Source organism: Kangsaoukella pontilimi (assembly GCF_009830125.1).
GTDB classification, from domain to species: Bacteria; Pseudomonadota; Alphaproteobacteria; order Rhodobacterales; family Rhodobacteraceae; genus Kangsaoukella; species Kangsaoukella pontilimi.
The window spans coordinates 113744-138784 of the sequence record NZ_WUPT01000002.1 but is presented as its reverse complement, the minus strand read 5'-3'; the positions used below and the strand labels follow the sequence as shown (position 1 = coordinate 138784).

The following is a 25041-nucleotide window of genomic DNA, read 5'->3' as shown; positions in this document are numbered from 1 at the left end:
AAGGGCCGTGAAGGTGGCTCAGGCTTCGAGAGCGCGGCGCAAAAGCTCCAGATCGTCGGCGATCTGGCTGTCCTTCTGCATGAGCTCCTCGATCTTGCGGACGCCATGCATGACCGTCGTGTGATCACGCCCGCCGAAACGCCGCCCGATCTCGGGCAGGGACCGCGAGGTCAGTTGCTTGGACAGGTACATCGCCATCTGGCGGGGCCGGGCGAAGGTGCGAACACGCTTCGGCCCGATCAGGTCGCTGAGGCGGATATTGAAATGCTCGCTGACCTTGCGCTGGATTTCCTCGACCGTGATCTTGCGGTCCGAGGCGCGCAGAATGTCGGCGAGACAGTCCTGGGTCAGCTCCAGAGTAATTTCGCGGCCGACAAGTGCGCCGAAGGCGAAAAGCCGCATCAGCGCGCCTTCCAGAACGCGGACGTTGGTGGAAATCCGATGCGCGAGGAATTCGAGCACACCGTCCGAGATCACGAGGTTCGGGAATTGCTCGGAATACTGTTCGATCTTTTGCTGAAGAATGCCGAGGCGAAGCTCGTAATTGGTCGGGTGCAGGTCGACGACAAGACCTGACTGAAGGCGGCTGACGATCCGGTCCTCGATGCCGGAAATCTCGGTGGGCGCGCGGTCGGATGAAACGATGATCTGTTTGTTCTGATCCACCAGCGCGTTGAACGTATGGAAGAACTCTTCCTGCGTGGCGTCCTTGCCGGCGATGAACTGCACATCGTCGATCATCAGCACATCAACCGACCGGAAAAGCTGCTTGAACGCGATCATGTCCTTGTCCCGCAGCGCCTGCACAAAGCGGTACATGAACTGTTCGGCAGACAGGTAGACGACACGCAGATCGGGAGATTTCTTCTGAAGCTCCCATGCAATAGCGTGCATCAGGTGCGTCTTACCAAGGCCGACGCCGCCGTAAAGGAACAGCGGGTTGAAGGTGACCGTACCGCCTTCGGCCACGCGGCGAGCGGCGGCATGGGCCAGCTCGTTGGGTTTGCCGACGACGAATGTATCGAAGGTGAAACGCTGGTCGAGCGGCGCGCCCGGAAGCTCGTCATCCTTGGCGGTCTTCACCGACCTGATGGCTTTGCCGGCTGGCTTGGACGCTATCTTCGCGGCGGCGGGTTTGTCGCCCCGCGGATTGGGAACGGTGAATTCCACCCGCACGACGCGCTCTCCGGCAGCGGAAAGCTGATGACGGATCTGTTCACCGAAATTGCGCGAAACCCAGTTTCCCATAAACTGCGTCGGCACCAGAAAGGTTGCCACGCCGCTGTCGTCCAGACCCGAGAATTCGAGCGGTTCGATCCAGTTGACGTAATTGTTTCTTCCGACCGACTTAAGCAACTCGTCCTGTATCTGTCCCCAGGTTTCGTTTGTCATTTTTGTTCGACCCGTCGTCCGTCATCATTGTTGTTATCAAGACTGGCGCCATGCCAGCCCCCGGGCCTTCCATCCATTGAGGCCGCCCCGGTGTCCCTGCGGATCCAGATCGCCCTCGAAACCTTCGGCTACGTTCAAGCAAGTGACATTACGCCCGTCTCGCGACAGGTGGTCATGCACTGCGGCGGCAGCCCGCAGGGATCGCGCGCCCGATCGGCAAAGGAACAGAAGCGGGCCGGAGTTGCCTCCTCCGACAGCTTCCAGAACCTCCGCGACAAAGCGCGGGTTGATGGACATGTCAGGAAAAGCCGCCCATTCGACGAAAACCGTCTCATGCCCGACCTCTTCCAAATCAGGAACGCCCACGAATCCCCACTCGGCGCGTGTCCTGACATCAACAAGGCGAGCAGAAGGTTGCTCCCTCAAAATCTGCCACGCTCCGTCGGGATTAACTTCTCCGACGGGCGGGCGAGACCCCGCTCTCATTGACCATGTCCCCCCAAGGACGATGTGAATCGCAGGTACTAGCTAGTCATCGGTTCAGGTCTCAGGCAACAGACCTTTGCGCTTGACTCTGCAATTGCAGAAACGAATCCCGGAGCGGTGACAAAATTGCAGAATGGCGTCCGATATTTGGGCCATGAAAAGAAAATGCGCGCCTCCCGGGACAGGAGGCGCGCATCCGAAACTGGCCGTGCGACCGGCGTCAGCCGAGGGCTTTGACCCGGCTCGACAGGCGCGAAATCTTCCGCGACGCGGTGTTCTTGTGGAAGACGCCCTTGGTCACGCCGCGCATCAGCTCGGGCTGAGCGGCGCGAAGTGCGGCGGCGGCTGCGTCCTTGTCACCCGAGGCGATCGCCTCTTCGACCTTGCGAAGATAGGTGCGGATGCGCGAGCGGCGGGCTTTGTTGATGGTGAAGCGGCGCTCGTTCTGACGGGCGCGTTTCTTGGACTGAGGCGAGTTTGCCATTGTCTGTTTCCCTTTCGTCGGGTCGTTCAAATCCTGTTCGCACGGGGGACCCGACACCGGGTTTCAACAACCGGCAGTCTCTGGCCGAGCGGGCCTCTCGCGCATGTACCGGGCGGCGCATAAGACAAAACGCGCCGTTTGAAAAGCCGATTCTTTCCCGGTGGCTTACTTGTCGCGGAACTGGGCCTGGCGTTTCTCGAGGAAGGCGGACATGCCCTCGGCCTGATCCTCGGTCGCGAAGAGCGCGTGGAACAGCCGCCGTTCGAAGAGAAGACCCTCGCGGAGCGTCGTCTCGTAGCTGCGGTTGACGGCCTCTTTGACGGCCATCGCGGTCAGTGCGGACTTCTCGGCCACCTTTGCGGCAGCGGCCTGCGCTTCTTCCATCAGCTTCTTGGCAGGCACGACGCGGCTGACCAGACCCGAGCGCTCGGCCTCTTCGGCATCCATGAAACGCCCTGTGAGGTGCATCTCCATGGCCTTCGATTTGCCGACCACGCGGGTCAGGCGCTGCGTGCCGCCGATCCCGGCCATTGTGCCGAGGTTGATCTCGGGCTGGCCGAACTTCGCTGTGTCCGCGGCAATGATGAAATCGCACATCATGGCAAGCTCGCACCCGCCGCCCAGCGCATAGCCCGCGACAGCGGCGATGATGGGCTTCCGGCAGCGGATCAGCGCTTCGGTCTCTTGCGTGAACATGTCCGACGCGAAGGCTTCGACGAAGGTCGTCTCGGCCATTTCGTTGATGTCGGCACCGGCGGCGAAGGCTTTTTCCGAACCGGTCAGGATGATGCAGCGAACTTTCTCGTTCCGATCCGCCTCGGTGACCGCTTTGGCCAACTCGGACAGAAGCTCGGCATTGAGCGCGTTCATCGCATCGGGGCGGTTCAGTTGGATCGTCGCAATATGGTCGTCGATGGTGACGTTGATCGTCTTGTACGCCATGAAATCGCGTCCCGGCCGTTCACATTAGCGCCAAGGCTTAGCATCCGCTGAGGCGGGATCAAGCTATCTTTGGCAGGTCTGGCAGTAGAAGCTGGATCGCCCGGATTGCACGATCCTTCGGATCGGTGTCGCGCAGCCCGGCGTGACGCAGGGTTGCCCCTCGCGGTCATACACTTGGAAACTATGCTGAAAATAGCCAAGCTCGCCGTCCGCCTGTCGATAATCCCGCAGGCTGGAGCCGCCGGACTCGATCGCCTCGGACAAAACCGCCCGAATAATGGGCACAAGAGCGCGAACGCGCGCGTCGCCAATGCGCCCTGCCTTCCGCATGGGCGAGATCCCCGCCCGGAACAGCGCCTCGCAGACATAGATATTGCCCAGACCGGCGACGATTCTCTGATCGAGCAGCGCCGATTTGATCGGTGTCATGCGCCCCTTGAGCCGCGCGACGAGATAGTCCTCGTGAAAGGCGTTCCCCAAGGGCTCGGGGCCAAGGCTGCTCAAAAGCCAATGGGTCTCGACCGCGTCGGTGGGCGCAAGGTCCATCGCGCCGAAGCGGCGGGCGTCGTTGAAGGTGACCCGCGCGCCATTCGACATCTCGAACACGACGTGATCGTGTTTCTCGGGCGCGGGATGCTCGTGATGGAACTGACCCAGCGGGTCGCCCGAGATCAGGATGCGCCCCGACATGCCAAGATGCACGATCAGCGTCTCGCCGCCCGACAGATCGGCCAGAATGTACTTCGAGCGGCGGCGGAGCGCCGTCACGGTCTGCCCCGTCAGCCGTTCCGCCATCCGCTCGGGAAACGGCCAGCGCAGGTCGGGCCGCCGGACCTCGGCGCGCGTGATCACGGTGCCCTCCATCGCTGGCAGAAGGCCGCGCCGGACGGTCTCGACCTCGGGCAGTTCAGGCATGGTCGGTGTCGATCTCTTTTACACGTTTCTCGGCGAAGCGCATGCAGTCTCCGATGCCCACATAATAGATCGAAAGGCGCTGCACACCCTTGTCCCCGAAATCAAAAATCACATCGCCCGGCCCGTTATCGACCCGGATGTCCCGAAGATCGGCCCAGTCATTCGTTTGCCAGCGGAGAAGATAGTAGATCGACGACAGGCCATCGCAGTCATAGCGGGCGCGCACCGTGAAACAGAGGATCAGCCCATAGAGGCAGGCCGCCAGCATCGGGGAGACGAAAAGCCAGATGCCGAACGGTTCATCCCCCGCGATCAGGGCAAAGACGAGGCCCGCGAACATCATCAGCGCGAGACCGGCGGCGGTCCATTTCGCGCCGGGGATGAGGCGGAGTTCAGTTGTTCCGGAGGCATCGCGCCCTGGTCGGATCCGTTGGTGCGGCCCGGCGCCCAGCATGACGAGGGATGCGATCAGCGCCGCGAGCGGGGGCGCCAAAAGGACGGTCCCGAAGAGCTTGAGCAGCGGCACAAGCCAGACGTCCTTTTGCGGGTCGAAGGGCAGCCACGCGGGCGGCGGCACATCTTCGCGAAGGATCAGCGTGATGCCGACGAAAACGCCGAAGGCGAGGACGAGAATCAAGGCATTTCGGAGAACAGCGATCATGTTGCGGCTGCCGGAGGTCCGTTCTGCGTCACCCGGGCGCGATTGTAAGGCGGGGACCCGCGCTATATGAGAGGCGGGACAGGAAAAAGGCAACAGGCTGACATGGCGGAAGATACGGGCAAGACAACGCATTTCGGCGCACGCGAAGTGCCCGAATCCGAAAAGGCCGGACTGGTCCATGGTGTCTTCACCAATGTCGCCTCGCGCTATGATGTGATGAACGACGTGATGTCGGTCGGCATCCACCGGCTCTGGAAGGACGCGATGATGGACTGGCTCGCGCCGCGCGCCGGTCAACGTCTTTTGGATGTGGCCGGTGGCACGGGCGACATCGCCTTCCGTTTCCTGAAGCGGGCGGGCGTGGCGTCGGCGGTCGTCTGCGACATGACCGAAAGCATGCTGATCGAGGGCCGCAAACGTGCCGATGCCGAAGCGCTGGGCGACCGGTTGGACTGGGTCACCGGCGACGCGATGGCGCTGCCCTTCGAGGATGCCAGCTTTGACGTCTACACGATTTCCTTCGGCATCCGGAACGTCACGCGTATCCCCGATGCGCTGAGCGAGGCCTACCGCGTGCTGAAACCCGGCGGACGGCTGATGGTGCTGGAGTTCTCGCAGCTTCCCAATCCGGGACTGCAGAAGGCCTATGACCTCTATTCCTACAACGTGATTCCGCGCATGGGACAGGTCATCGCCAATGACCGTGACAGCTATCAGTACCTTGTCGAGTCGATCCGGAAATTCCCGGACCAGGACACCTTCGCGGCCATGATCCGGGATGCGGGTTTCGATCAGGTAAAGTACCGCAACCTGTCCATGGGCATCGCGGCGCTTCATTCGGGGTGGAAGCTCTAGGTGCGTGGTCCCCACAACATCCTGCGGCTGATCCGCACCTTTGCGACTCTGGAACGGACGGGCGCGATGGATGTCGTGCTGGAAGCCTTCCGCGCACCACCCCAGTTGCGGCTTGCGGCGCGTATTCTCGGTTGGCCCTTCGCATGGCTCGGCTACAAGGGAGACCCCACGCAGCCGCCGGCCACCCGCGCGCTGACGGCACTCGGTCCCGCCTATATCAAATTCGGTCAGATCCTCTCGACGCGTCCTGACGTCGTGGGCGACGAGCTGGCGCTGCAACTGCGTGTGCTGCAGGACAAGCTGCCGCCCTTCTCTACGGCCGTCGCGAAGAAGATGGTTGAGGCCGAGCTGGAGGTCGATGTGGACTCGGTGTTCTCGGAATTCTCCGAGCCCGTCGCCGCTGCATCCATCGCGCAGGTGCACAATGCGCGTCTTGCTGACACGGGCGAGGCGGTGGCGGTCAAGGTCCTTCGCCCAAAGATCGAACAGGCCTTCCGCCGTGACATCGACGCGTTCTACCTCGCGGCCCGCGCGATCGAGACGCTCGCGCCCTCCGCGCGGCGCTTGCGCCCCATGGACGTGATCCGCCACTTCGAAGGCGTCGTCATGGGCGAGCTTGATCTGCGGCTGGAAACCGCGTCGGCCGCCGAGTTCGCAGCGAACACAGTGGGCGATCAGGGCTTCAGCGTTCCCGAAGTGAAATGGTTTCTCTCGTCCCGCCGGGTGATGACTCTCGCATGGGTCGAGGGCGTCCCTTCGGGCGATGTGCCCGCAATCGACGCTGCCGGGCATGACCGTCAGGCGCTGGGCGAGCGGGTACTGCGGATGTTCCTGCTTCATGCGCTGCGCGACGGTTATTTCCACGCCGACATGCATCAGGGCAATCTGAAGGTCGCGCCGAACGGAGATCTGGTCGCGCTCGATTTCGGCATTATGGGTCGGATCGATGAGTATACCCGCCGCGTCTATGCCGAGATCCTCTTCGGCTTCATCCGCAAGGATTACCATCGCGTGGCCGAAGTCCATTTCGAGGCGGGATATGTGCCGGCAGACCGGGATGTGGACGAATTTGCGCGTGCCTTACGCGCCGTTGGCGAGCCGATCTTCGGCATGGACGCAACGCGCATCTCGATGGGCCGGCTTCTGAGTTACCTCTTCGAAGTGACCGAGCGGTTCGGGATGGAAACGCGGACCGAACTGATCCTGCTGCAAAGGACCATGGTCGTGGTCGAGGGGGTGGCGCGGTCGCTCAACCCGCAGATCAATATCTGGAAAGTCGCGCAGCCCATCGTCGAGGACTATATCAAGCAAAGCATCGGCCCGAAGGCGCTTGCGCGCGATCTGGGGCGCACCGCCATCGTTCTCAGCCGTTTCGGGCCAAAACTGCCGCAGATCGCCGAAGCGATGCTGGTCCGGCAATCCATGCGGAGCGAGGACAGCACGCCCGAGCGTCGCATTCATCCGGCGCTTTGGGTCGGGCTGGGTGGCGCCCTTGTCGGCGCCGGTGTCGTGATCGGGATGCTTCTCTGACTGTCAGAGCGGCTCGACCGGCTGACGCAGCGCCTTGATCTCGGTCGCCGGCACGACCGATCCACCCTGCAATGCTATCTGAACCGAACCGTCGACCGATCGCGCCTCTGACACCAGAGCGTAGTGGTCGACGGGTTTGGTGCTGGTCAATTCGCCCTGGTTGTAGCTTTCAACCTCGAACGTATAGAGCCCCGGCGACAGCGGCGCGCCGGTCGGCCCCGCGCCCGCCCAGAGAACGGTTTCCGACGACACGGGCATCGCCTCGCGCGCAACCTCGCGCCCGGTCGCGTCCCGCACCACAAGCGTGGCTGCGTCCGATGCCGGATCCGGGTCGGGAGCAAGCGTGATCGGGCTGCCACGGAAATCCGCCGGGGCCGAAACCCGCGCCTCCATGCCGACCCACCCCGCGTATTGCGACAGCCCCGACGCGCCAAGCCCGCTGACCATATCTCGGAGAAGATCGTTGGTCTTTACCTGCTGTTCGACGCTGGAAAAGGTGGCGAGCTGCACCGCGAATTCCGAGGAATCGAGCGGGTTCAGCGGGTCCTGGTTTTCAAGCTGCGTCGTGAGCAGAGTCAGAAACGTCTGGAAGTCCGAGTTGATGGTGGTGTCAGAGCCCCGGTTGCCCGACGAGTTGGTGTTGCCGGCGTTCGTGCCGTTGGCGCTGTTTGCACTTTGAATATCCATTCTGTCCTCGTCACATTCTGAGATCGAGCGTTCGACCATTCATCACCGGCAGCGGCCTCTGCACCGCTAGGCCGCGCTCTGGTCGCTCGGCGCTGCCCCCCGCTGCTTCGGTGCCGAAAACCGGTGCGCCCTCCTTCGGACTATCGTCGCGCGCCTGACCCTCTTGCCGGAAGTCCAGGTTCGGGTTGGCAAAGCCTTCAGCCTTCAGGTCGGCCAACAAGAGGTCGGAATGCCGTCGCAGAAGCTCAAGCGTTTCCGGTCGCTCGACGAGGACCGAGACGGATACGCCGCCGTCCGCGGCCGGAGAAACCGTCATCTTCACACGGCCCAGTTCTTCGGGCGAGAGGCGAAGCTCGACCGAGCCGTCCGTTGTCTTCCTCAGGGCTTCGACGATCTGCGCGGGAACGCTGCGGGCGGCCTCAGGGCGGACGGGTGAGGAGCCGGGATCGTGGCGGGTGTTCGGCCCATCCGGGCCGTTCTCGGCGGGAAGGGCGACCCCGTCGAGTGGTGCGGCATCAACGGGCAGCTCTTTCTGGCCAGCTTGCGCAAGGAACGTCGATATCTGCGCTGATTGCTGGGCGGGTATCGACGCTGGCGTGAAGGGCAATGCGGGCAGAGCGGGAACCGGCTGAGGTGCGGCGCGCAGATCGGCCATCGCACGTTCCCGCACCCTCGGCCGTTCGCCAGTCGCGTCCTGCGGAACGGGTACGTTCGGGCGCGGCGCCATGGTTGCCTCCGATGCAATCAGTCGCGTGTCCTTGGCGTTTGTCGGTCCATCCGTGTCGGTCGGACGGGGTGCCCGGGTTATCACGGGGGGCGGAGCCGGCTCAGAACCGACAGGCGGGATCGTTTGAGGACGTGCCGACATGGCCTCCGTCACCGGTGCGATGGCTGGTGCGCTGACTGGTGGAATCACCGCTTGTCCGACTGTTTGAGCCTTTTGGCCAACTGACATCCCCCGAACTGACTCATCTGCGACGGGCGCTCGTGCTGGTGATGCGTCCGGAAATTGGATCGCTGGATCCGGGGTGGTCTTGCTGGGACTTGCTGCTGCTCTGACGAAAGGCTCGGCCCGGCGCGGTGGCGGACCTTCGAAGATCGAGCGCAGCTTGCCCGGCTTTGACGTCTCTGGTGGCGCAGACTTGGCTCCGCTTCCCGGCTCACCGGTCAGAGCCTGTTCAAACCTTTGAGCAGGTTTTTCGGGAGCGCCTGTTACGCGTTCGGCAACGCCTACTTCAGCCCTCTCAGGAGCCGTGGGGGGGACGGCGGCCCTTTCAGCTATCACGCGCGGCATCGGTTCCGAGACGGTTCCGGTCGGTCTCTGAGAATCTCCGGGTCTCGCCTTTGCCACCACCTGTTGAGGCGCGGCTTCCGTCACTTCTGGTCCGGCAGCGGAAGCAGACAGTTTGGGTGTTTCCAGCGAAACCGAGACCGGTTCAGCACGCGCCCCGTTTATGGCAGGTGTATCGCCGCCGTTTCGGGGCGGCTTGCCGGCCGCGTGGGGCGGAAAGGGACGGACCTCGCTCGTCGGACGCTTCTGTCCCAAATCTGCGAACGGCGCAGTTTCCGGCGCGCCGAAGGACGTTTCGAGAATCAAGCCTCCGACGCGCGAATCCGGGCCCTCAACCGGTGCGCGAAGACGCGTCCCGGACATTGGCTGGCCTGCGGGAGGAGCGTCGTCGGTAAAAATCGTCCATGCAGGGGCATCAGATCTGCCTAAGCGAATGTCTGTTTTCTGTGGTGGCAACTCGAGGGCACCCGACGCGACCGCGTCGGCCGTCTGTCCATCTGCCATCGCGAGCGCTTCGATGAAATCACCCGTAAGCGATGTGTCGGCGGCCTTGCCGCCGTCCTTGCGGGCATTGCCATCGCCCAAGGGAAATCCGCCCAGAACCGAAAAAAACTGCATGCTGACCTTCTGTCTGCGATCAGCCCGGTCTATCCCACGAGAGTTACCGGTCCTTTACCGATCCCATGCAATGTCGTTGCAATTGTTCCTTTCGGAGGCAGCGACGTGATCAGTGAGACACCCCCTCTCGGGACGGCCAATTCGGCTCGCCCGCGCGACCCGGAACTCTGGGCGGCGGCGACAGCGCTCGAGGCGACTTTCCTTTCCGAAATGATGAAGGCGGCAAAAATCGGCGCGCCGCGTGGCGAATTTGGTGGCGGCATCGGCGAAGAACAGTTCTCGACGCTTCTTGTCGATGAATATGCGCGCGGCATTGCGGGGCGTGCCGGGACCGGACTGTCTGAGGCGATCTATCGGTCGCTTGTCGCGGATGAGGCCGCAAGATGAGCCGCGCTCAGGATGTTCGCCGACTGTTGGAAGAAGAGCAGGCAATCCTATTGGCCGGACGGCTGTCGGACCTGCAAGGCCTGTCCGAGCGGAAAGAGAGGCTTCTCAGAGAGCTGAGTGAAACGGATGGTGACGCCCTCAAGGCGCTCGCCTTTCTGGCAGAGAGGAATGCCCGGCTGTTGGAGGCGGCGGGCCGCGGGGTCAAGGCGGCGCTGCATCAGATGAGGGATGCGCGCGGTGGCGGCGCGCTTCGCACCTACGATCAGAGCGGTGCAGCGCATGAACACGGCGGTTGGAAGCAGGGTCTGGAGCGGCGGTTCTGATGCTTTTGAGTCTAATTTTAAGAAGCTTTCCCAAGGCGTTCAGACTTCGTTAGCGGTTTGAGGCCAGAACCGCATCCGCATCCCACGGATGGCGCGTCCGGGTCGGAAATGCCCGGATGCAGCGGTCAGAATGACTCCTTCTTCGTCCAAAGGACGATCGTGAAACCGGTGTAAAGCACCCAGACAGGAGACAGCCGCATGGCCAGTATTCTTACCAACACCAGCGCGATGGTTGCGCTGCAAAACCTTCGTACCATCAACTCGAATCTCGTCGATACCCAAAACCAGATCGCGACCGGCAAGAAAATCGCCACCGCGAAAGACAACTCGGCCATCTGGGCCGTGTCGAAGGTTCTGGAGTCCGACGTCAACGCCTTCAAATCCATCTCGGACAGCCTCAACCTCGGCGATTCGACCGTCGCCATCGCCCGTCAGGCGGCCGAGACGGTCTCGGACCTTCTGACCGAGCTCAAGGGCAACATCGTCGCCGCTCAGGAAGAGAACGTCGACCGGTCGAAGATCCAGTCTGACATCGACGCCAAGGTCGATCAGATCACCTCGATCATCTCGGCAGCGCAGTTCAACGGCCTCAGCCTTGTCGAAGGCACGGACGCAGCGACGATCCTCGGCTCGCTCGAACGCGATTCGAGCGGCAATGTCAGCGCCACGGATATCGAAATCGCACGGGCGGACCTGACGCAGTCCGCCGGTACCTATGGCGCCGGTGATCAGCTCGCCGACACGGCGGGCGGTTTCAATACCACCGTCAGCGGCACCACCGTTGCGGAAACGGCCAATGTGGCGGTCCTGAACCTCGACGACAACGCCACCACTTATTCCGGCGATGAGACGATCACGCTGACAATCGGCTCTGTCACGGTCGAGTACACCGCGACCGCAGGCGAAGATGAGACTGACGCAGGCGCGTTCATTGCCGGCAAGATCAACTCGCTTGGCATCGAGGGTGTGACAGCGACCGACAATGGCGACGGTACAGTCGATATCGAGTCGACCAACGCCTTCTCGTCGGTCGATGTGTCGGTGTCGGCGACCGGTACCAATATCGGTACGAACCAGTTCGACACCTTCAACGGTGCCGGCCCCGCCGCCGCCTCCGGCACGATCCAGCAGCGCGCCGAAACCATCACCTTCGACAAGAATGCCGCGGTGAAGGATGGCGACGGCTATCAGGTCACGCTGAACGACGGGTCCAGCACCGACACTTTCCGCTATATCGCGGGACCGGGTGAAACCTTCGAGGACGTTGCACGCGGACTGAAGGCAGCAATCGACCAAGGCGGTATCGAAGGCCTGACCACCAAAGTCAGCACCGATGCCGACGGCAACTTCGTCCTCAGCATCGATAACGATACGGCAACTTCGCTGACGCTCGATGTCGACGGGCGCGAAGACGGTGTGGCGTCGGGCGGTCTGTTCGGCCTGGCCGGTATCGACGTGACGACGAATGACGGTGCCCGTGCCGCGCTCGACAACATCGACACGTTCCTGAACACCGCCATCGACGCGGCGGCCTCTTTCGGTTCGTCGCAAAGCCGGATCGACCTGCAGGCCGGCTTCATTTCGAAGCTGACCGACAGCCTCAAGGCCGGCATCGGCTCGCTTGTGGATGCCGATCTGGAAGCGGCCTCGGCGCGACTTCAGGCGCTACAGGTTCAGCAGCAGCTCGGCATCCAGTCACTGTCGATCGCGAACCAGGCGCCGCAGTCGATCCTGGCGCTCTTCCGGTAACCTGACAGGGCGGTCACCGCATCGGTGGCCGCCCGTCTTCGCCGGGAAACTGAAATAGGTCGTTCCAGGAGGAACATGCGGTGAATATCGTCGAACAGGCCAGAAAAGGGTACGCCGGAAGCAGCCTGCCCATCAAGAGCCCCCGTGGTACCGAATACGAAGCTGTCAGTCGTGTCTCTCACAAGCTACGGCAGGCGGCGCTTCGGCGGGACAAGGACTATCCCGCCTTCGTCGCCGCGCTTGCCGAGAACAGACGCCTTTGGGCCACGTTTGCGGTGAGCGTTGCACAAGCCGACAATCTGCTGCCTGATGACCTTCGCGCGCGTCTTTTCTGGCTGGCGGAATTTACCGAAGCCGAAAGCCGACGCATTCTGCGCGGGCAGGGTGACATCGCGGCACTGATCGAGGTCAACGCGGCCATGATGCGCGGCCTCGGTGTGCAGGAGAACGTCGCATGAGCGGACTTGTTCTGAAACTCTCCCCAAAGGAACGGGTTCTGATCAACGGGGCGGTCATCGAAAACGGCGATCGCCGGACGCGGATCACGATAACGACGCCGAACGCCAATATCCTCCGGCTCAAGGACGCACTTCATCCCGATGAAGCGCGCACGCCTGTTCGGAGGGTGTGCTATGTGGCGCAACTTGCGCTTTCGGGAGATGCGGCAGAGGCGGAAGCGCGTCAGCAATTGCTGACGGGCATCGAGCAGCTCAGTCAGGTTTTTCTGGATGCTGATAGCAGACGCACCCTCGATGCGGCCTCGCAGGCGGTGACCGAGGGGCAATTCTACCAGGCGCTGAAATCGCTTCGGGCGCTGATTCCCCGCGAGGACAGATTGCTGGCGACGGCTGCCGAATGACATTCCAGCCTGTCATCCCCCTGACCGGAAATGCAGGCTGGAGCTTTCTGTCCCGGACACGGGACGCGCAGGAGGTCGCGTTTCGGAACTCTGCCATCAACCAGAGAGAGACCGACTATTTCCGGGAGAACATCGGCAAGGTGACCTCGGCAGAAGAGCTGGTTGCGGATCGGCGCCTGCTAGCCGTGGCCTTGGGCGCCTTCGGACTGGATGAGGACATCAACAACAAATTCTTCATTCGGAAAGTTCTGGAAGAAGGCACGCGCGACGACAAGGCCTTCGCCAACCGCCTGAGCGACAAGCGCTATTTCGCTATGGCCGAGGCGTTCCGCTTCGATTTGTCGCCGCCCAGCACGGTGCTGAACAGTTTCGCGGACCGGACCGTCGAGGCCTATCTCTCGCGGCAGTTCGAAGTGGCGGTTGGGAACACGGACGAGAACATGCGGCTGGCTCTTGGCCTGGAGCGTGAGCTGCAGGGTCTTCTGGATCGCGGTCTGAGCGAGACTGCCCAATGGTTCACAATTCTGGGCACACCGCCGATGCGCCGCGTCTTCGAACAGGCCTTCAACATACCCGCACAGGCGGCGGGCATCGATGTGGACCGACAGTTCGAGATGTTTCGCGATGCCTCGAACCGTATTTTCGGCACGACCAGTCCCACCGATTTCCTAGACAGTGAGAAGCGTGACGGGCTGATCAGGCGCTTTCTGCTTCAGGCTGATCTTGCCGGCGGCACGGCCTCGTTCTCGCCGGGCGCTGTCGCGCTGTCGCTGCTCGGCAGTCAGAGACCGCTCTTCTGACGGTGGCATCCTGCCTTGGCCGCTTCAAGCAGCATCGCTGTCGTCCGGTCCATCCAGTGCAAGGGCAAGCGCCGCGAAGCTGGACGCGTCCGTGTCTCTTGCTCGTCCGCCGAGAAACGTCTCAAGCGCCGGTTTCTGCCCGATCGCCTTATCGAGTGCATGATCCACACCGGGCTGGTACATCCCGGTCCGGATCAGCGCATCATTGCGCGCAAGAAGTGACATGGTCTGACGCGTTCGCTCGATCAGGCGGTTCTCTTCCGCGGTCGCCGCACCGGGCAGGGACCGCGAGATCGACCTGAGGACATCGACCGCAGGATACCGTCCACCCTCGGCAATGGTGCGGGACAGGATCACATGCCCGTCAAGCAGGCCGCGCAACGTATCCGCCACGGGTTCGTCCAGATCGCTGCCGGCCACCAGAACGCTGAAGATCGCGGTGATGTCGCCCTGGCCCTCCTTGCCCGGTCCCGCACGTTCCGCCAACGCGGCGAGAAGCGGGACAAGGGATGGGGGAAAGCCGCGAAGCGACGGCAATTCGCCCGATGCAGCCGCAATTTCCCGATGGGCTTCCGCAAGTCGGGTGATGGAGTCGATCATCAGCAAAACATGTTTCCCGGCATCACGGAAATGCTCGGCCAGTGTCATGGCCGCCTCGGCCGCACGACGGCGCGCGAGTGCCGGCCTGTCCGATGTCTCGACCACCACGATGCTCCGCGCCATGCCGCGACGGCCCAGCACGTGGCGCAGGAAATCGCCCACCTCGCGCCCGCGTTCGCCCACAAGCCCGACGATGACAACGTCCGCTTCGAGTTCTCCGGCGAAGGTGCCCATGAGTGTGGATTTCCCCACGCCGGCACCTGCGAAGATACCCAGCCGCTGACCCCGGACAATCGGCAGAAGCGTATTGAACACATGAAGCCCCGTCGAAAGCCGGTCACCGAAACCACGACGCAAAACCGCCTCAGGCGGGGCGGCCCGAAGATTGCGCGCCTTCGGCCCCATGAGAAGGGGCGATCCATCCACGGGACGACCCGTCGAATCGATGACGCGCCCAAGCCAGGAGTCATGCGGCGCGATGGTGACCGGACCGCGGCAGACCGCCGGTTGGCCCACTGTCAGGCTGTCGATCGCGCCTTCGACCACGACATGCGCGGCATCTTGCGACAGCCCGACAACCTCGCCCGTGGCCCTGCCGCCGGACAGGGGAAAAGACACCCTGTCGCCCAGGGTCATGGTCGATCTGCCCCCAGCGATCAGAACTTGTGTTCCGTCGATGCGGCGGATGCGCGCCAGCGGATGCCGCGCCCCCGTCTGGCGTGCGATGGTGCCGAGCGTCTCGAGATCTCTGAAGGCCAAGGAGTGGTTCCCGTCTGTCTGTGAAAACCGTTTCTAAACGAATCACGGTTAAGCCTTGGTGCATCCAGTCGAGGGAGAAGCCCCGATGTTCGAGACACCGAATGTGATGCGCATGGCGCAGGACCTTGCCCGGTATTCCGGCGCACGGACCTCTTTGATCGCGAAGAATATCGCGAATGCGGATACGCCCGGCTACCGTGCCCGGGATTTCTCCAGCTTCGCCGAAGCGTTGTCCTCTACCGCCGGCGGCGATCTGCGCCGGACCCGCGCCGCGCATATGCAGGCCGGCAGCGCGGACGCTTCTTGGCGCGTCGTCGATGCGGGCGGGACGCCGTCACCCAACGGGAATACCGTGTCGCTGGAAGAAGAGATGGTGCGCGCGACCCGCGCCCAGTCCGATCACAACATGGCGCTGGCCGTCTATCGCGGATCGCTCGACATCCTGCGCGGCGCGCTCGGGCGAGGACGATAGGGGCGCGCAATGGACGGTCTTCACCAAAGCACATCCATTTCCGCCTCGGCGATGCGGGCTCAGACAGACCGGCTGAGGCTGGTGTCCGAGAACATCGCCAACGCGGTTACGCCGGGCTACCGGCGCAAGATCACGACCTTCGAAGAGGTCGTGTCGGCCGGCTCCAAAACGGGGCAGGTCACGACAGGTCCGGTTGAACTGGACCGGAGCGCGCTGGAGCGGGTCTACGACCCGTCTCATCCGCTCGCTGGCGACGATGGGTATTTCGACGGCTCGAATGTCGATCTCGTCTACGAGATCGCGGACGCGCGAGAGGCCCAGAGAAGCTATGAGGCCAACCTCAGGATGTTCGACCAGGCGCGCAAAATGCGGTCCAGCCTGTTCGAGCTTCTGAGACGTTAAGGAGGACAGAATGGACTTTTCGGCGCTTCAGGCAGCCCGTGGATACGCCCAAACCGCAGGACGGTCCCAGCAGGGCGGCGACTCCGCCGCGGCCGGGACGCCCGTCGGTCAGGCGCTGAAGGATTTCACGCAGGTTCTCGCGGAAACCGAAGCTGTTGCCGAGACCGCCATGACCAGCCGCGCAGACCCCCACGCGCTGGTCGAGGCGCTGGCAAATACGCAGCTTGCCGTCGAAACCGCCGTGACGGTCCGGGATCGCGTGGTCGAAGCCTATCAGGAAATCCTGAGGATGCCGGTCTGATGTCGGAAGCGGTCTTTTTCGATGCGTTGAGGCAGGGTTTGTGGAGCGCCGTCATCATGTCGACGCCCATACTGCTTGTCGCGCTGGCGGCGGGCATCCTGGTGGGCCTCGTGCAGGCGCTGACCTCGATCCAGGAAATGACGCTGACCTTCGTGCCGAAGCTGGCGGCCATGATCGCGGTCTTCTGGGCCAGCATGGGGTTCATGACGACGACGCTGGTGGAATATTTCCGGCAGGTCGTCGTGCCCCTGATCGCGGGGTACTGAGATGGAGAACGCCACCTATGTGACCTTGTCGCGGCAATCGGGCCTGCTGCGGGACATGGCGACTGTCGCCCAGAACATAGCCAACATGTCCACGACGGGTTACCGCGCCGAACAGCTCGTCTTCTCGGAATTCGTGGCAGATATCGGACCCGACGATCCGTCCCTGTCCATGGCCCGCGCAGGCGCGCGTGCTGTCGATCTGTCGCAGGGGTCCCTGCAACTGACCGGCGGCACCTTCGATTTCGCGATTGAGGGGGACGGCTTCTTTCTGGTCGATACGCCCGGCGGTACGCGTCTGACCCGCGCAGGATCGTTCACGCCATCCGCCGAGGGGCTGCTGGTCGCACCGGATGGCGCGTTCCTTCTCGACGCGGGTGAGGCGCCGATTTTCGTGCCGCCCGATGCCGGCAGCATCACGGTTGGCGCCGACGGAACGCTCGCCGCCGATGGCCTGCCTTTTGCGCAGATCGGATTGTTCCAACCGGCAGATCCACTGGACATCGCCCGCGCCGAAGGCACCCGTTTCGCGCCTGAGAACGGCGTGGACCCCGTGTTGAACGGACGTGTCCTGCAAGGCTTTCTCGAGCAGTCCAATGTGAACGCGGTGGCCGAGATCACCCGCATGATCGAGGTGCAGCGCGCCTACGAGCTTGGGCAGACCTTCCTCGAACGCGAGGATGAACGCATCCGCAGCACCATCAGAACCACCGGACAATAAGGAGACAACCATGCGCGCCCTCGATATCGCGGCCACCGGCATGAGCGCCCAGCAAACCCGGGTTGAGGTCGTCTCGAACAACCTCGCGAACATGAGTACGACGGGCTATAACGCCCGTCGCGCCGAATTTGCGGACCTGCATTACCAGCAGATGGTGCGCCCCGGCACGATCAATGCGTCCGACGGAACAACCCTGCCCACTGGTGTCCAGCTTGGTCTCGGGGTCCGGCCGACCGCCGTGTCGATGACCGTCATGCAGGGGACGAGCGAGTCCACCGGCGGTGACCTGGACATCGCGATAGAAGGCAAGGGCTATCTCGAGGTGACGCTGCCCACCGGCGTGTCCGCCTATACCCGCGACGGAGGGCTGAAACGCTCGGCCGACGGGCTGATCGTCACATCCGACGGGTATCCGGTGGTGCCCGACATGACCATTCCGGAGGACGCGCGCAGCATATCGATCAATGGAGAGGGCGAGGTATTCGCCTACTTCAATGACCGCGTCGAGCCCGAGTTGCTGGGGCAATTCACCCTCGCCGGATTCGCCAACGCCAAGGGACTGGAGGCCATCGGGTCGAACCTGTTCCTGGAGTCGCCGGCTTCGGGTGCGCCGTTCGTGGCCACGCCGGGTGCGGACGGGTTGGGGACCGTGCGGCAGGGCTATCTGGAATCGAGCTCGGTCGATGCGGTGCGCGAAATCTCGGAACTGATCGAGGCGCAGCGCGGATACGAATTGAACTCAAAGGTCATCACCGCCGCCGACCAGATGCTGGGCGCGACGGTGCAGGTGCGGTGATGCGCATTCTCGTGGCATTTCTGCTGATCGCGTCCCAGGCACCGGCCGACACCAGTCTCACGACGCTCCGTCTTGTGCGCCCCGCGACAGTTCTGGGCGCCGAGGATGTCGGGCGTCTCGACCGCCTCGTGCCTGGCACGCTCACCTCTCCGGATCAGGCCATCGGCTACGAGGCGCGCGTGATGCTTTATCCCGGCCGCCCCATTCTGCTGGGCGATGTCGGACCCGCCGCGCTGGTCGAGCGGAACCAGCCCGTGAAGCTGATCTACCGCACCGGCGGGCTGACCATCACAACCGACGGTCGCGCGCTGGACCGGGGTGCGTCGGGCGAGGCGGTGCGGGTCATGAACCTTGCCTCGCGCACAACCATATCGGGCACCGTCCAGCCGGACGGATCCATTCAAGTCGGTCCGGGAGGGTAACCCGATGCGCGCATTCCTTGTCATTTTCTGCGTCGTTCTGTTCGGCTGTGACCGGCTTGAGGATATCGGCCGGCCGCCCGAGTTCACGCCGATCGACAACGGTGTCGAAGCCATCGCCATGCGTGCGCCATTCGACCGGGAACTTGCGACGGCGCCGAATGTGTCTCCGTCTCTCTGGACGGGCGCGCGTGGTTCACTTCTGGGCGATCGACGGGCCGAGCGTAGCGGCGATATCCTGACCGTGGTCATCGAAATCGACGAGCGGGCGGAAATCTCGAATTCCACATCCCGCGCCCGAAACGGCAGCGAATCCATGTCCGCACCATCGCTGCTGGGTCTGCCGCAGATCGCCGACCGCATTCTGCCGGGTGAGAACAGCTTCTCGAACGGCGCCGATGTCAGCTCGAATTCGCGAAGCTCGGGCAATGGCTCCGTCCGGCGGAACGAGACGCTTGAGCTACGGATCGCGGCCACCGTTGTCGACGTGCTCGGGAACGGCGTTCTGCGCATTCAGGGCAGCCAGGAAGTGCGCGTCAATTTCGAGATTCGCGAGCTTCTGGTCACTGGATATGTGCGGCCCGAGGACGTTACCCGGCAGAACGAGATCACCTATGACAAGATCGCCTCGGCACGAATTTCCTATGGCGGGCGCGGTCAGATCACCGATGTCCAGCAACCCCGGTACGGCCAGCAGGTGGCCGACATCATCCTTCCGTTCTGAGCCATGAAACCTTTCATCATCCCGGTCGTGATGCTTGTCGTGGGCCTTGGTGCCGGCGCGGGTGCCGGTCATTTTCTGGGCGGCAAAGCGCCTGAAGAGGCATGCGAAGGCGAGGATTGCGAAAAGAAAACCGCCGAGGAAAAGGACAAGTCCGAAAAACCCGAGGAGACCCCGTCCTACGTGCGGCTTCAGAATCAGTTTGTGGTCCCCGTGGTCAAAGGTGAAAGCGTCCGCTCTCTCGTGGTGATGTCGCTGTCGCTCGAAACCGAGGCGGGTACATCCGATCAGGTCTACGCGATCGAACCGAAATTGCGGGATGCCCTTTTGCGCGTACTTTTCGATCACGCCCATATCGGAGGATTCGACGGCCCCTTTACCGAAAGCGGTCGGCTGTCGCTTTTGCGGGTTGCTCTGCTGGAGGCGGCTCAGGCGACGCTCGGCCCCATCGTGACCGATATTCTGATCACCGATATCGTCCGGCAAGAGGTCTGAGCATCTCCTGAAGCTGTGTCTCGGCGTCCTGCCGGCGATGCCTTTGTCGTGCGGCTTTTTCCTCTGCCTCCCCCAGGAGCTCCGACAACGCTTCTTTCTTTGCGGCGACGCGGGCCAGCGCCGTTGCGCGCCCTTCCGCCTCAGCGATGCGGACGGCTAATTCGGCGGACAGCCTGCCACGCTCCTTCTGACGCCACAGCGCGTGGCGTTCAGCCATATGCGCTGCGGCCAGATCGGCGTTGGCGGCCTGCGTTTTGCCAAGCTGCGCCAGCTCTTGTCTGACGCGCGCCGCGGCGGCGCGGGCCTGCGCAAGATCGGCTGCGGCCAGGCTGACCTGCTCGGCGACGACCGCGAGCAGGGGGCGCAACTCCTCTGGCGTCATGTCGGATCGCCCGCAGACCGCCGCCGCATGGTATCGGCAAAGCGTATCGCAGCGGCTACGGCGCGATAATGCTCAGGCGGGATCTCGGAGCCAATCTCCACCGTGGCGTAAAGCGACCGTGCTGTCGGCGGATCGCTATGGATCGGCACCTCGGCTTCGGCGGCAACCTGCCGGATGCGTAGGGCCACATTGTCGACGCCCTTGGCGACACAGACAGGTGCCGTGCCGCGGGTTCGCGCCCATTTCAGCGCCACCGCGTAGTGGGTGGGGTTCACAACCACAACGTCGGCCTGAGGGACATCCGCCAGCATCCGGTTCGTCGCGATGTCATAGCCGAACTGACGGCGGGCCTGTTTGGTGTATGGGTCGCCCTCGCTTTCCTTCAGCTCGTCGCGCAACTCTTTCAGGGACATCCGCTGCTTGCGCATGTGCTCAGCCCGCTGCCAGAAAAAATCGATGCCCCCGATCACGACGATGACCAGAAGCGCGACCGACATGAAGGCCAGCGTCAGGTCCACGCCAAGTCCCATGGCGCTCTCGACCGGCAGTGCCGAGGACATGAGAATATCCTCGGCCCAGGTCATCCCGACATAGGCCAGCGCGCCGCTATAGACGGCCAGCTTCACCGCGCTCTTGGCGAAGTTGAAAAGCCCGTCGCGGCCGAATTTCTGCTTGGCATTGCTCAAGGGCGAGATGCGCGAGAGCTTCGGGTTCAGCTTGGCGGGCGCGAAGACCAGAGCGCGCTGGGCAATTGCGACGAGAAGCGCGGCGCCTACCGGGAAAAGGAGCCAGACCGCACCCGGCACCGCCAATGCGCCCAGCAAATCACCGATCAGCGTTCCGGGTCCGAGCGCACGCTCGGCGTGGCTGTCGGCATGGCCCAGAAGATGCGCCAGCGTCGCGCCCATTTCCGAGACGGACCACAGACCGAAGACGGCACCGCAGACGAGAACCGAGAAATAGACACCGGCGGTCAGCAGGTCTTGTGAGATCGGCACGTCGCCTTGCTTGCGCGCCTGTTCCAGTTTTCGCGGCGTGGCGTCGAACGGTTTTTCTGAACTGTCTTCTTCGTCCTTGCTCATCTGGGTAATCCCAGCGGGTCGGCAAGCCGGCCGCCCAGAAGCGCGATCCAGACCGACAGGATCGCCGGCGCGGCCAGCGCCAGCAGAAGCAGCGCGCCCCAGGTGATGGCAGGTGCGCCGACGAAGGCCACCATCAACTGCGGCATGGCACGGTTGATGACGCCAAGCGCAAGGTTATAGAGCATCGAGGCCAGCACGAAGGGCATCGCCAGTGCGAAAGCCGAGCGAAACATGTCATCGGCAAGCGCAAATCCCCATTCCGCGAGAAAGGCGGGATCGATCACCGCGCCGGGCGGGAGTGCGGCGTAAGAGATTATGAACATCTCTGCCAGCCGCACATGGAGCCCGGCCATAGTCGCAAGGGCCAGCCCCGCCAGAACAAGGATCGCTCCCAACGCCGGTTGCGGGTCGACGCCCTGGCCCCCCAGAAGCTGCGACAGGGAGGTCGCCTGGGCCGCCATCGTTCCGGCCACCTGAAGGACGAAGATCAGGATGCGCAGGGCAAAGCCAAGGACTAGCCCGGCGAGCATTTCCAACAGCGCGACTTCGAGAATGGGATTGCCGGCGGCCAGCGCCGCTTCCAGCCCGCTTGAGGCTGCCGGCGTGACAACCGCCGCGAAGGCGAGGCCGAGTGCTAGCCGGACCCGAGCCGGCACCATCATTTCACCAAAGGCCGGCAGGAGCGCCATGGCGCCCCCGGTTCTGAGAAAGACCAGTCCGAAGATCAGCAGGAAATCGGCGCCGATATCCGTCAGTTCGCTCAGTGCCGCGATCATGCCGAGACGAGTCCGACGAGAGACGGTCGTCTCTCGCCGCCAAGCTCGTCGAAGGACAAGACCGGGTTGGTGATGCCCTTGCTGCCCAGCACCATCTTGAGGAAACGGCGTCGCCGGGTCGATGTGACGACGGCTGGGTAGTGGCCGATTTCGGCAGCAGCCGAAAGTTTCTCGGCAACGGCAGAGGTCAGACGGTTGAATATATCCGGCGGCAAAGCGACCTCGGCGGTCCGGTCGTCGCCCATCTGATAGGTGGTGAAAAGCTCTTCCCAGTCACCGGCAAGCTGGACAAGCGGGATGGCGCCGTCCTGATTCCGGAGATCGGCCAGGATCTGAAACGCCAGCCGTTGCCGGACATGTTCGCAGATTGTCTCTGGCGTGGCGGCGGCACCGCGCGCCTCCGAGATCGACTCGAGGATCAGCGGCAGGTTGCGGATCGACACCTGCTCTTCCAAGAGAAGGCGGAGCACGGACAAGAGCAGGTCCAGCGGCACCTTGTCCGGTACAAGCTCGTCGATCAGGCGGCGGTTCGCCTCGGCTCGCGCGGTATCCTGCAGGTTCGTGACCGCGTCCAGAAGCCGACGCAGCGCCTTCAGCCCGAGAAGCCTGGGGAAGTTGGTCTTGATGACCTCAAGAAGGTGCGTCGCCAGCACTTCGGCCGGGTTGACCACCGTCGCGCCCGCGATGGCCGCGTCATCCGCAGCACCGCGTCCGACCCACCGTGCGGGCGCGCCGTAGACAGGCTCTTTCACATCCTCGCCTGCTGGGATTCCGGACGTGTCGCCGGGCAGCAGCACCAGAACCCGGTTCGGGTCAAGCCGGTCGCGCCCCTGCGCGACGCCCTGAATGCGGATGACGTACTCCCCCGGCGGAAGCGCTGCGTTGTCGGTCAGGCGGATTTCCGGAAGGATGACGCCGAACGCCGTTGCAATATGGTTCCGCATATTCGCGATCCGGGCATCCAGCCCGGTTGCGTCGTCCAGCACGAGCGGCACGAGGTCGGTGGCGAATTCCACGTGGATCTCATCGAGGTCCAGAATGTCGCCAATGGTTGGCTCGGCGGGCATTCTGTCAGGGTCACTGGCCTCATCCGGCGGATTGACCGCTTCGGACTGTGTCTGAGACAACCGGAAGGCTACCGCGCCAAGCGCCGCGGCGCCCAGAAGGAAGGGGACCAGCGGAAGGCCCGGCAAAAGCGCCAGCAGCATCATCAGAAACGCGACCGTTCCGATCGCTGCCGGAAACCGGCCAAGCTCGCTGAAGACCGCCATATCGGTCGAGCCTGTAGCGCCCCCGCGAGCAAGAAGCAGCGCCGAGGCGATCGAGATGATGACCGCCGGAATCTGGCTGACCAGGCCGTCGCCCACGGTCAGAATGGCATAGGTTTCAAGCGCCTGGCCCGCCGGCATTCCATGGACCGCGATCCCGATGATCAGACCCATGACAAGGTTCAGGAGCGTGATCAAAAGGCCTGCGATGGCATCGCCCTTCACGAATTTCGATGCACCGTCGAGTGAGCCGAAGAAGGTCGTCTCTGCCTGTTCGCGGGCGCGCCGCTCCTTGGCTTCTTCATGGCTGATCGCGCCGGCGGACATGTCGCTGTCGATGGCGAGCTGCTTGCCGGGCATGCCGTCCAGTGCGAACCGAGCACCGACCTCCGCCATCCGGGCGGCGCCTTTGGTGATCACGACGAAATTGACGATCAGCAGGACGCCGAACACCACCAGACCAAGAAACAGGCTGCCGCCCATGATGAAGCTGGCGAAACCGGCGATGACCTCACCCGCGGCATTCGGACCGGTGTGCCCTTCTCCGATAATCAGCTTGGTCGAGGCGACGTTCAGCGACAGACGCAGCATGAGCGTCGCCAGAAGGATTGTCGGGAAGGCCGAGAAATCGAGGGGCCGCTCGATGAAAAGCGTGACGGTGAAGATAAGGATGGCGAGCGCGAAGGAGGTCGCAAGCCCGATATCGAGGACCCAGGCGGGCATCGGAAGGATCATCATGGTGATGACCGCCATAAGCGCGAGCGCAAGGAGAACCGTCGGTCGGAAGACGCTGGAAATCGACAGGTTCATCTTGCCCTATCCTCCGCGATGAAGCGTCCAAAGGCGGGCGCCGCGCCCAGGGGTACGAGCGACCCACCGCTGCGCGGCCCCACGCCAGCGCGGAACAGCGGATAGGTGCTTTCCCGTCGCGGGGGCTCGCCGGCGGTCGCCAAAGCGACCTGCGTATCTCTCGGCGGCTCATTGGCCGGAGTGCCGGTCGCTCGGGCCAGAAAACGCTCGAAGCGGGCTTCGTACTTTCGCGCGAATTTCGGCGTCCGCGAATGATAGGCACCCGCCGCGCGGGTCCAATCACCGAATTCCGCATGGAGCGACTTCAGGAACCGCGCCGCGTAAACCGCATTGGACACCGGGTCGAACATATGTTCGATCGATTGAAAGGCGTTGCCGTGCCAGCGGTAGTTGATCTGGAAACAGCCGACATCAAAGCTCCGCGCACCTCGCGCGTGATGAGTTCTGGCGTACTCAAGAGCCTTTCCTGGATCGTCGAACCAGACGCCCTTGCCTTCCATATTGACGGTCCAGGGCCAGGGTCGGGTCTGGCCGGCCATCCTTCGACCCGTCTCTGTCAGCGAGATTGCGTGAAGAATCTCTACCGGAATGCCGACGCGGTCGGCTGCAATCTGGGCAGCAGAGCGGCAGATTGCCGAGATGCGTTCCACGCGCTCATCGGCGCGGAGCATTGCCGGCGACACTGTCGCAAGGCATGCGCAGAGCGCGATCGCGTGCAAGGTTTTCAACCCGCCTGAGAGGGACATGTTCGAACCCTGTTTCCGCCATTCTAGCAGTCTCGGTACCGGCTATCGT

General features: G+C 63.2%; 31 protein-coding genes. 17 read left to right on the top strand and 14 right to left on the bottom strand.

Annotated features, from left to right (window positions below):
* Positions 1-18 precede the first annotated feature (18 nt).
* The 6 genes from dnaA to GQ651_RS10070 all read right to left on the bottom strand — a co-directional run bounded on the left by dnaA (position 19) and on the right by GQ651_RS10070 (position 4880).
* Positions 19-1392 carry a chromosomal replication initiator protein DnaA gene (dnaA, locus tag GQ651_RS10095; protein WP_160764138.1) on the bottom strand — a complete coding sequence of 458 codons (1374 nt, stop codon included), beginning with the start codon at positions 1390-1392 and terminating at the stop codon, positions 19-21.
* 36 nt (positions 1393-1428) lie between these two features.
* Positions 1429-1758 carry a rhodanese-like domain-containing protein gene (locus GQ651_RS10090; RefSeq protein WP_227258134.1) on the bottom strand — a complete coding sequence of 110 codons (330 nt, stop codon included), beginning with the start codon at positions 1756-1758 and terminating at the stop codon, positions 1429-1431.
* A 340-nt stretch (positions 1759-2098) separates the two neighbouring features.
* Entirely contained in the window at positions 2099-2362 is a 264-nt protein-coding gene (gene rpsT / locus GQ651_RS10085; protein ID WP_160764136.1) for a 30S ribosomal protein S20, read from the bottom strand.
* 165 nt (positions 2363-2527) lie between these two features.
* A complete protein-coding gene (locus tag GQ651_RS10080) occupies positions 2528-3304 on the bottom strand; it encodes an enoyl-CoA hydratase (RefSeq protein WP_160764135.1) in 777 nt (258 codons plus the stop codon).
* Positions 3305-3367: 63 nt separating this feature from the next.
* Complete coding sequence (gene mutM, locus GQ651_RS10075) at positions 3368-4219, bottom strand: bifunctional DNA-formamidopyrimidine glycosylase/DNA-(apurinic or apyrimidinic site) lyase (RefSeq protein ID WP_160764134.1); 852 nt, start codon at positions 4217-4219, stop codon at positions 3368-3370.
* Positions 4212-4880 (bottom strand): hypothetical protein, encoded by a 669-nt coding sequence (locus tag GQ651_RS10070; RefSeq protein WP_160764133.1) that lies wholly within the window; start codon positions 4878-4880, stop codon positions 4212-4214. Before GQ651_RS10070 ends, mutM begins: the two co-directional genes overlap by 8 nt.
* 102 nt (positions 4881-4982) lie before the next feature.
* Here GQ651_RS10070 and ubiE point away from each other — a divergent pair, with 102 nt between their 5' ends.
* Both ubiE and ubiB read left to right on the top strand, forming a co-directional pair.
* On the top strand, positions 4983-5735 hold the full coding sequence (gene ubiE / locus GQ651_RS10065; RefSeq protein WP_160764132.1) for a bifunctional demethylmenaquinone methyltransferase/2-methoxy-6-polyprenyl-1,4-benzoquinol methylase UbiE: 753 nt from the start codon (positions 4983-4985) through the stop codon (positions 5733-5735).
* Positions 5736-7265, top strand: a complete 1530-nt coding sequence (gene ubiB / locus GQ651_RS10060; protein WP_160764131.1) for a 2-polyprenylphenol 6-hydroxylase — start codon at positions 5736-5738, stop codon at positions 7263-7265. It begins immediately after the preceding gene.
* A gap of 3 nt (positions 7266-7268) precedes the next feature.
* Here the strand turns inward: ubiB and GQ651_RS10055 are convergent, their stop codons facing one another.
* Both GQ651_RS10055 and fliK read right to left on the bottom strand, forming a co-directional pair.
* Positions 7269-7952, bottom strand: a complete 684-nt coding sequence (locus tag GQ651_RS10055) for a flagellar hook capping FlgD N-terminal domain-containing protein (protein ID WP_160764130.1) — start codon at positions 7950-7952, stop codon at positions 7269-7271.
* 10 nt (positions 7953-7962) lie between these two features.
* Positions 7963-8679: a flagellar hook-length control protein FliK gene (gene fliK / locus GQ651_RS10050; RefSeq protein WP_160764129.1), complete on the bottom strand. Its 717-nt coding sequence runs from the start codon at positions 8677-8679 to the stop codon at positions 7963-7965.
* Positions 8680-9966: 1287 nt separating this feature from the next.
* Here fliK and GQ651_RS19035 point away from each other — a divergent pair.
* The 6 genes from GQ651_RS19035 (at position 9967) to GQ651_RS10020 (ending at position 13979) form a co-directional block, all read left to right on the top strand.
* Positions 9967-10248, top strand: coding sequence for a rod-binding protein (locus GQ651_RS19035; protein ID WP_160764128.1), 282 nt, complete (start codon positions 9967-9969; stop codon positions 10246-10248).
* Positions 10245-10571: a hypothetical protein gene (locus tag GQ651_RS10040; RefSeq protein ID WP_160764127.1), complete on the top strand. Its 327-nt coding sequence runs from the start codon at positions 10245-10247 to the stop codon at positions 10569-10571. Before GQ651_RS19035 ends, GQ651_RS10040 begins: the two co-directional genes overlap by 4 nt.
* Positions 10572-10769: 198 nt before the next feature.
* A complete protein-coding gene (locus tag GQ651_RS10035; RefSeq protein WP_160764126.1) occupies positions 10770-12320 on the top strand; it encodes a flagellin in 1551 nt (516 codons plus the stop codon).
* Between the two features lie 80 nt (positions 12321-12400).
* Entirely contained in the window at positions 12401-12778 is a 378-nt protein-coding gene (gene flaF, locus GQ651_RS10030; protein ID WP_160764125.1) for a flagellar biosynthesis regulator FlaF, read from the top strand.
* Positions 12775-13179: a flagellar biosynthesis repressor FlbT gene (gene flbT, locus GQ651_RS10025; RefSeq protein WP_160764124.1), complete on the top strand. Its 405-nt coding sequence runs from the start codon at positions 12775-12777 to the stop codon at positions 13177-13179. The genes flaF and flbT overlap by 4 nt, the downstream gene beginning before the upstream one ends.
* A complete protein-coding gene (locus GQ651_RS10020; protein ID WP_160764123.1) occupies positions 13176-13979 on the top strand; it encodes a DUF1217 domain-containing protein in 804 nt (267 codons plus the stop codon). The genes flbT and GQ651_RS10020 overlap by 4 nt, the downstream gene beginning before the upstream one ends.
* 24 nt (positions 13980-14003) lie before the next feature.
* Here the strand turns inward: GQ651_RS10020 and GQ651_RS10015 are convergent, their stop codons facing one another.
* Positions 14004-15338: a FliI/YscN family ATPase gene (locus GQ651_RS10015; RefSeq protein WP_160764122.1), complete on the bottom strand. Its 1335-nt coding sequence runs from the start codon at positions 15336-15338 to the stop codon at positions 14004-14006.
* 85 nt (positions 15339-15423) lie between these two features.
* Here GQ651_RS10015 and GQ651_RS10010 point away from each other — a divergent pair, with 85 nt between their 5' ends.
* The 9 genes from GQ651_RS10010 to GQ651_RS09970 are packed head-to-tail and all read left to right on the top strand — an operon-like array spanning position 15424 to position 19928.
* Positions 15424-15810: a FlgB family protein gene (locus tag GQ651_RS10010; RefSeq protein WP_160764121.1), complete on the top strand. Its 387-nt coding sequence runs from the start codon at positions 15424-15426 to the stop codon at positions 15808-15810.
* 9 nt (positions 15811-15819) lie between these two features.
* The gene (gene flgC / locus GQ651_RS10005; RefSeq protein ID WP_160764120.1) at positions 15820-16212 is read left to right on the top strand and encodes a flagellar basal body rod protein FlgC; all 393 of its coding nucleotides are present in this window, start codon (positions 15820-15822) and stop codon (positions 16210-16212) included.
* A gap of 10 nt (positions 16213-16222) precedes the next feature.
* On the top strand, positions 16223-16513 hold the full coding sequence (fliE, locus tag GQ651_RS10000; protein WP_160764119.1) for a flagellar hook-basal body complex protein FliE: 291 nt from the start codon (positions 16223-16225) through the stop codon (positions 16511-16513).
* Positions 16510-16779, top strand: coding sequence for a flagellar biosynthetic protein FliQ (locus tag GQ651_RS09995; RefSeq protein ID WP_160765120.1), 270 nt, complete (start codon positions 16510-16512; stop codon positions 16777-16779). The genes fliE and GQ651_RS09995 overlap by 4 nt, the downstream gene beginning before the upstream one ends.
* A 1-nt stretch (position 16780) precedes the next feature.
* The gene (locus GQ651_RS09990; protein WP_160764118.1) at positions 16781-17497 is read left to right on the top strand and encodes a flagellar hook-basal body complex protein; all 717 of its coding nucleotides are present in this window, start codon (positions 16781-16783) and stop codon (positions 17495-17497) included.
* A 10-nt stretch (positions 17498-17507) separates the two neighbouring features.
* A complete protein-coding gene (flgG, locus tag GQ651_RS09985; protein ID WP_160764117.1) occupies positions 17508-18293 on the top strand; it encodes a flagellar basal-body rod protein FlgG in 786 nt (261 codons plus the stop codon).
* Positions 18293-18715, top strand: coding sequence for a flagellar basal body P-ring formation chaperone FlgA (gene flgA / locus GQ651_RS09980; RefSeq protein ID WP_160764116.1), 423 nt, complete (start codon positions 18293-18295; stop codon positions 18713-18715). Before flgG ends, flgA begins: the two co-directional genes overlap by 1 nt.
* A 4-nt stretch (positions 18716-18719) precedes the next feature.
* The gene (gene flgH, locus GQ651_RS09975) at positions 18720-19436 is read left to right on the top strand and encodes a flagellar basal body L-ring protein FlgH (RefSeq protein ID WP_160764115.1); all 717 of its coding nucleotides are present in this window, start codon (positions 18720-18722) and stop codon (positions 19434-19436) included.
* Between the two features lie 3 nt (positions 19437-19439).
* The gene (locus tag GQ651_RS09970; protein WP_160764114.1) at positions 19440-19928 is read left to right on the top strand and encodes a flagellar basal body-associated FliL family protein; all 489 of its coding nucleotides are present in this window, start codon (positions 19440-19442) and stop codon (positions 19926-19928) included.
* Here the strand turns inward: GQ651_RS09970 and GQ651_RS09965 are convergent.
* From GQ651_RS09965 to GQ651_RS09945, 5 genes are read right to left on the bottom strand one after another with little or no spacing between them, the layout of a single operon-like run.
* Positions 19900-20310, bottom strand: coding sequence for a hypothetical protein (locus GQ651_RS09965; RefSeq protein WP_160764113.1), 411 nt, complete (start codon positions 20308-20310; stop codon positions 19900-19902). The genes GQ651_RS09970 and GQ651_RS09965 overlap by 29 nt on opposite strands.
* Positions 20307-21392, bottom strand: a complete 1086-nt coding sequence (gene flhB, locus GQ651_RS09960) for a flagellar type III secretion system protein FlhB (protein WP_160764112.1) — start codon at positions 21390-21392, stop codon at positions 20307-20309. The genes GQ651_RS09965 and flhB overlap by 4 nt, the downstream gene beginning before the upstream one ends.
* Complete coding sequence (locus tag GQ651_RS09955) at positions 21389-22168, bottom strand: flagellar biosynthetic protein FliR (RefSeq protein WP_160764111.1); 780 nt, start codon at positions 22166-22168, stop codon at positions 21389-21391. Before GQ651_RS09955 ends, flhB begins: the two co-directional genes overlap by 4 nt.
* The gene (flhA, locus tag GQ651_RS09950; RefSeq protein WP_160764110.1) at positions 22165-24246 is read right to left on the bottom strand and encodes a flagellar biosynthesis protein FlhA; all 2082 of its coding nucleotides are present in this window, start codon (positions 24244-24246) and stop codon (positions 22165-22167) included. Before flhA ends, GQ651_RS09955 begins: the two co-directional genes overlap by 4 nt.
* Positions 24243-24917 carry a transglycosylase SLT domain-containing protein gene (locus tag GQ651_RS09945; RefSeq protein WP_160764109.1) on the bottom strand — a complete coding sequence of 225 codons (675 nt, stop codon included), beginning with the start codon at positions 24915-24917 and terminating at the stop codon, positions 24243-24245. The genes flhA and GQ651_RS09945 overlap by 4 nt, the downstream gene beginning before the upstream one ends.
* Positions 24918-25041: the final 124 nt, after the last annotated feature.

Excerpts from the sequence above, each read along its gene's own strand:
- rpsT (WP_160764136.1), bottom strand. The coding sequence starts at position 2,362 with ATGGCAAACTCGCCTCAGTCCAAGAAACGCGCCCGTCAGAACGAGCGC.
- GQ651_RS10010 (WP_160764121.1), top strand. The coding sequence starts at position 15,424 with ATGTTCGAGACACCGAATGTGATGCGCATGGCGCAGGACCTTGCCCGG.
- GQ651_RS09965 (WP_160764113.1), bottom strand. The coding sequence starts at position 20,310 with ATGACGCCAGAGGAGTTGCGCCCCCTGCTCGCGGTCGTCGCCGAGCAG.
- flhB (WP_160764112.1), bottom strand. The coding sequence starts at position 21,392 with ATGAGCAAGGACGAAGAAGACAGTTCAGAAAAACCGTTCGACGCCACG.
- flgA (WP_160764116.1), top strand. The coding sequence starts at position 18,293 with ATGCGCATTCTCGTGGCATTTCTGCTGATCGCGTCCCAGGCACCGGCC.
- GQ651_RS09970 (WP_160764114.1), top strand. The coding sequence starts at position 19,440 with ATGAAACCTTTCATCATCCCGGTCGTGATGCTTGTCGTGGGCCTTGGT.
- mutM (WP_160764134.1), bottom strand. The coding sequence starts at position 4,219 with ATGCCTGAACTGCCCGAGGTCGAGACCGTCCGGCGCGGCCTTCTGCCA.
- GQ651_RS10035 (WP_160764126.1), top strand. The coding sequence starts at position 10,770 with ATGGCCAGTATTCTTACCAACACCAGCGCGATGGTTGCGCTGCAAAAC.
- GQ651_RS09945 (WP_160764109.1), bottom strand. The coding sequence starts at position 24,917 with ATGCTCCGCGCCGATGAGCGCGTGGAACGCATCTCGGCAATCTGCCGC.
- GQ651_RS10055 (WP_160764130.1), bottom strand. The coding sequence starts at position 7,952 with ATGGATATTCAAAGTGCAAACAGCGCCAACGGCACGAACGCCGGCAAC.
- flbT (WP_160764124.1), top strand. The coding sequence starts at position 12,775 with ATGAGCGGACTTGTTCTGAAACTCTCCCCAAAGGAACGGGTTCTGATC.
- GQ651_RS10040 (WP_160764127.1), top strand. The coding sequence starts at position 10,245 with ATGAGCCGCGCTCAGGATGTTCGCCGACTGTTGGAAGAAGAGCAGGCA.
- flgC (WP_160764120.1), top strand. The coding sequence starts at position 15,820 with ATGGACGGTCTTCACCAAAGCACATCCATTTCCGCCTCGGCGATGCGG.
- dnaA (WP_160764138.1), bottom strand. The coding sequence starts at position 1,392 with ATGACAAACGAAACCTGGGGACAGATACAGGACGAGTTGCTTAAGTCG.
- flhA (WP_160764110.1), bottom strand. The coding sequence starts at position 24,246 with ATGAACCTGTCGATTTCCAGCGTCTTCCGACCGACGGTTCTCCTTGCG.
- GQ651_RS10020 (WP_160764123.1), top strand. The coding sequence starts at position 13,176 with ATGACATTCCAGCCTGTCATCCCCCTGACCGGAAATGCAGGCTGGAGC.
- ubiE (WP_160764132.1), top strand. The coding sequence starts at position 4,983 with ATGGCGGAAGATACGGGCAAGACAACGCATTTCGGCGCACGCGAAGTG.
- fliE (WP_160764119.1), top strand. The coding sequence starts at position 16,223 with ATGGACTTTTCGGCGCTTCAGGCAGCCCGTGGATACGCCCAAACCGCA.
- GQ651_RS09955 (WP_160764111.1), bottom strand. The coding sequence starts at position 22,168 with ATGATCGCGGCACTGAGCGAACTGACGGATATCGGCGCCGATTTCCTG.
- flgH (WP_160764115.1), top strand. The coding sequence starts at position 18,720 with ATGCGCGCATTCCTTGTCATTTTCTGCGTCGTTCTGTTCGGCTGTGAC.
- flgG (WP_160764117.1), top strand. The coding sequence starts at position 17,508 with ATGCGCGCCCTCGATATCGCGGCCACCGGCATGAGCGCCCAGCAAACC.
- fliK (WP_160764129.1), bottom strand. The coding sequence starts at position 8,679 with ATGGCGCCGCGCCCGAACGTACCCGTTCCGCAGGACGCGACTGGCGAA.
- GQ651_RS09990 (WP_160764118.1), top strand. The coding sequence starts at position 16,781 with ATGGAGAACGCCACCTATGTGACCTTGTCGCGGCAATCGGGCCTGCTG.
- GQ651_RS10080 (WP_160764135.1), bottom strand. The coding sequence starts at position 3,304 with ATGGCGTACAAGACGATCAACGTCACCATCGACGACCATATTGCGACG.
- GQ651_RS10070 (WP_160764133.1), bottom strand. The coding sequence starts at position 4,880 with ATGATCGCTGTTCTCCGAAATGCCTTGATTCTCGTCCTCGCCTTCGGC.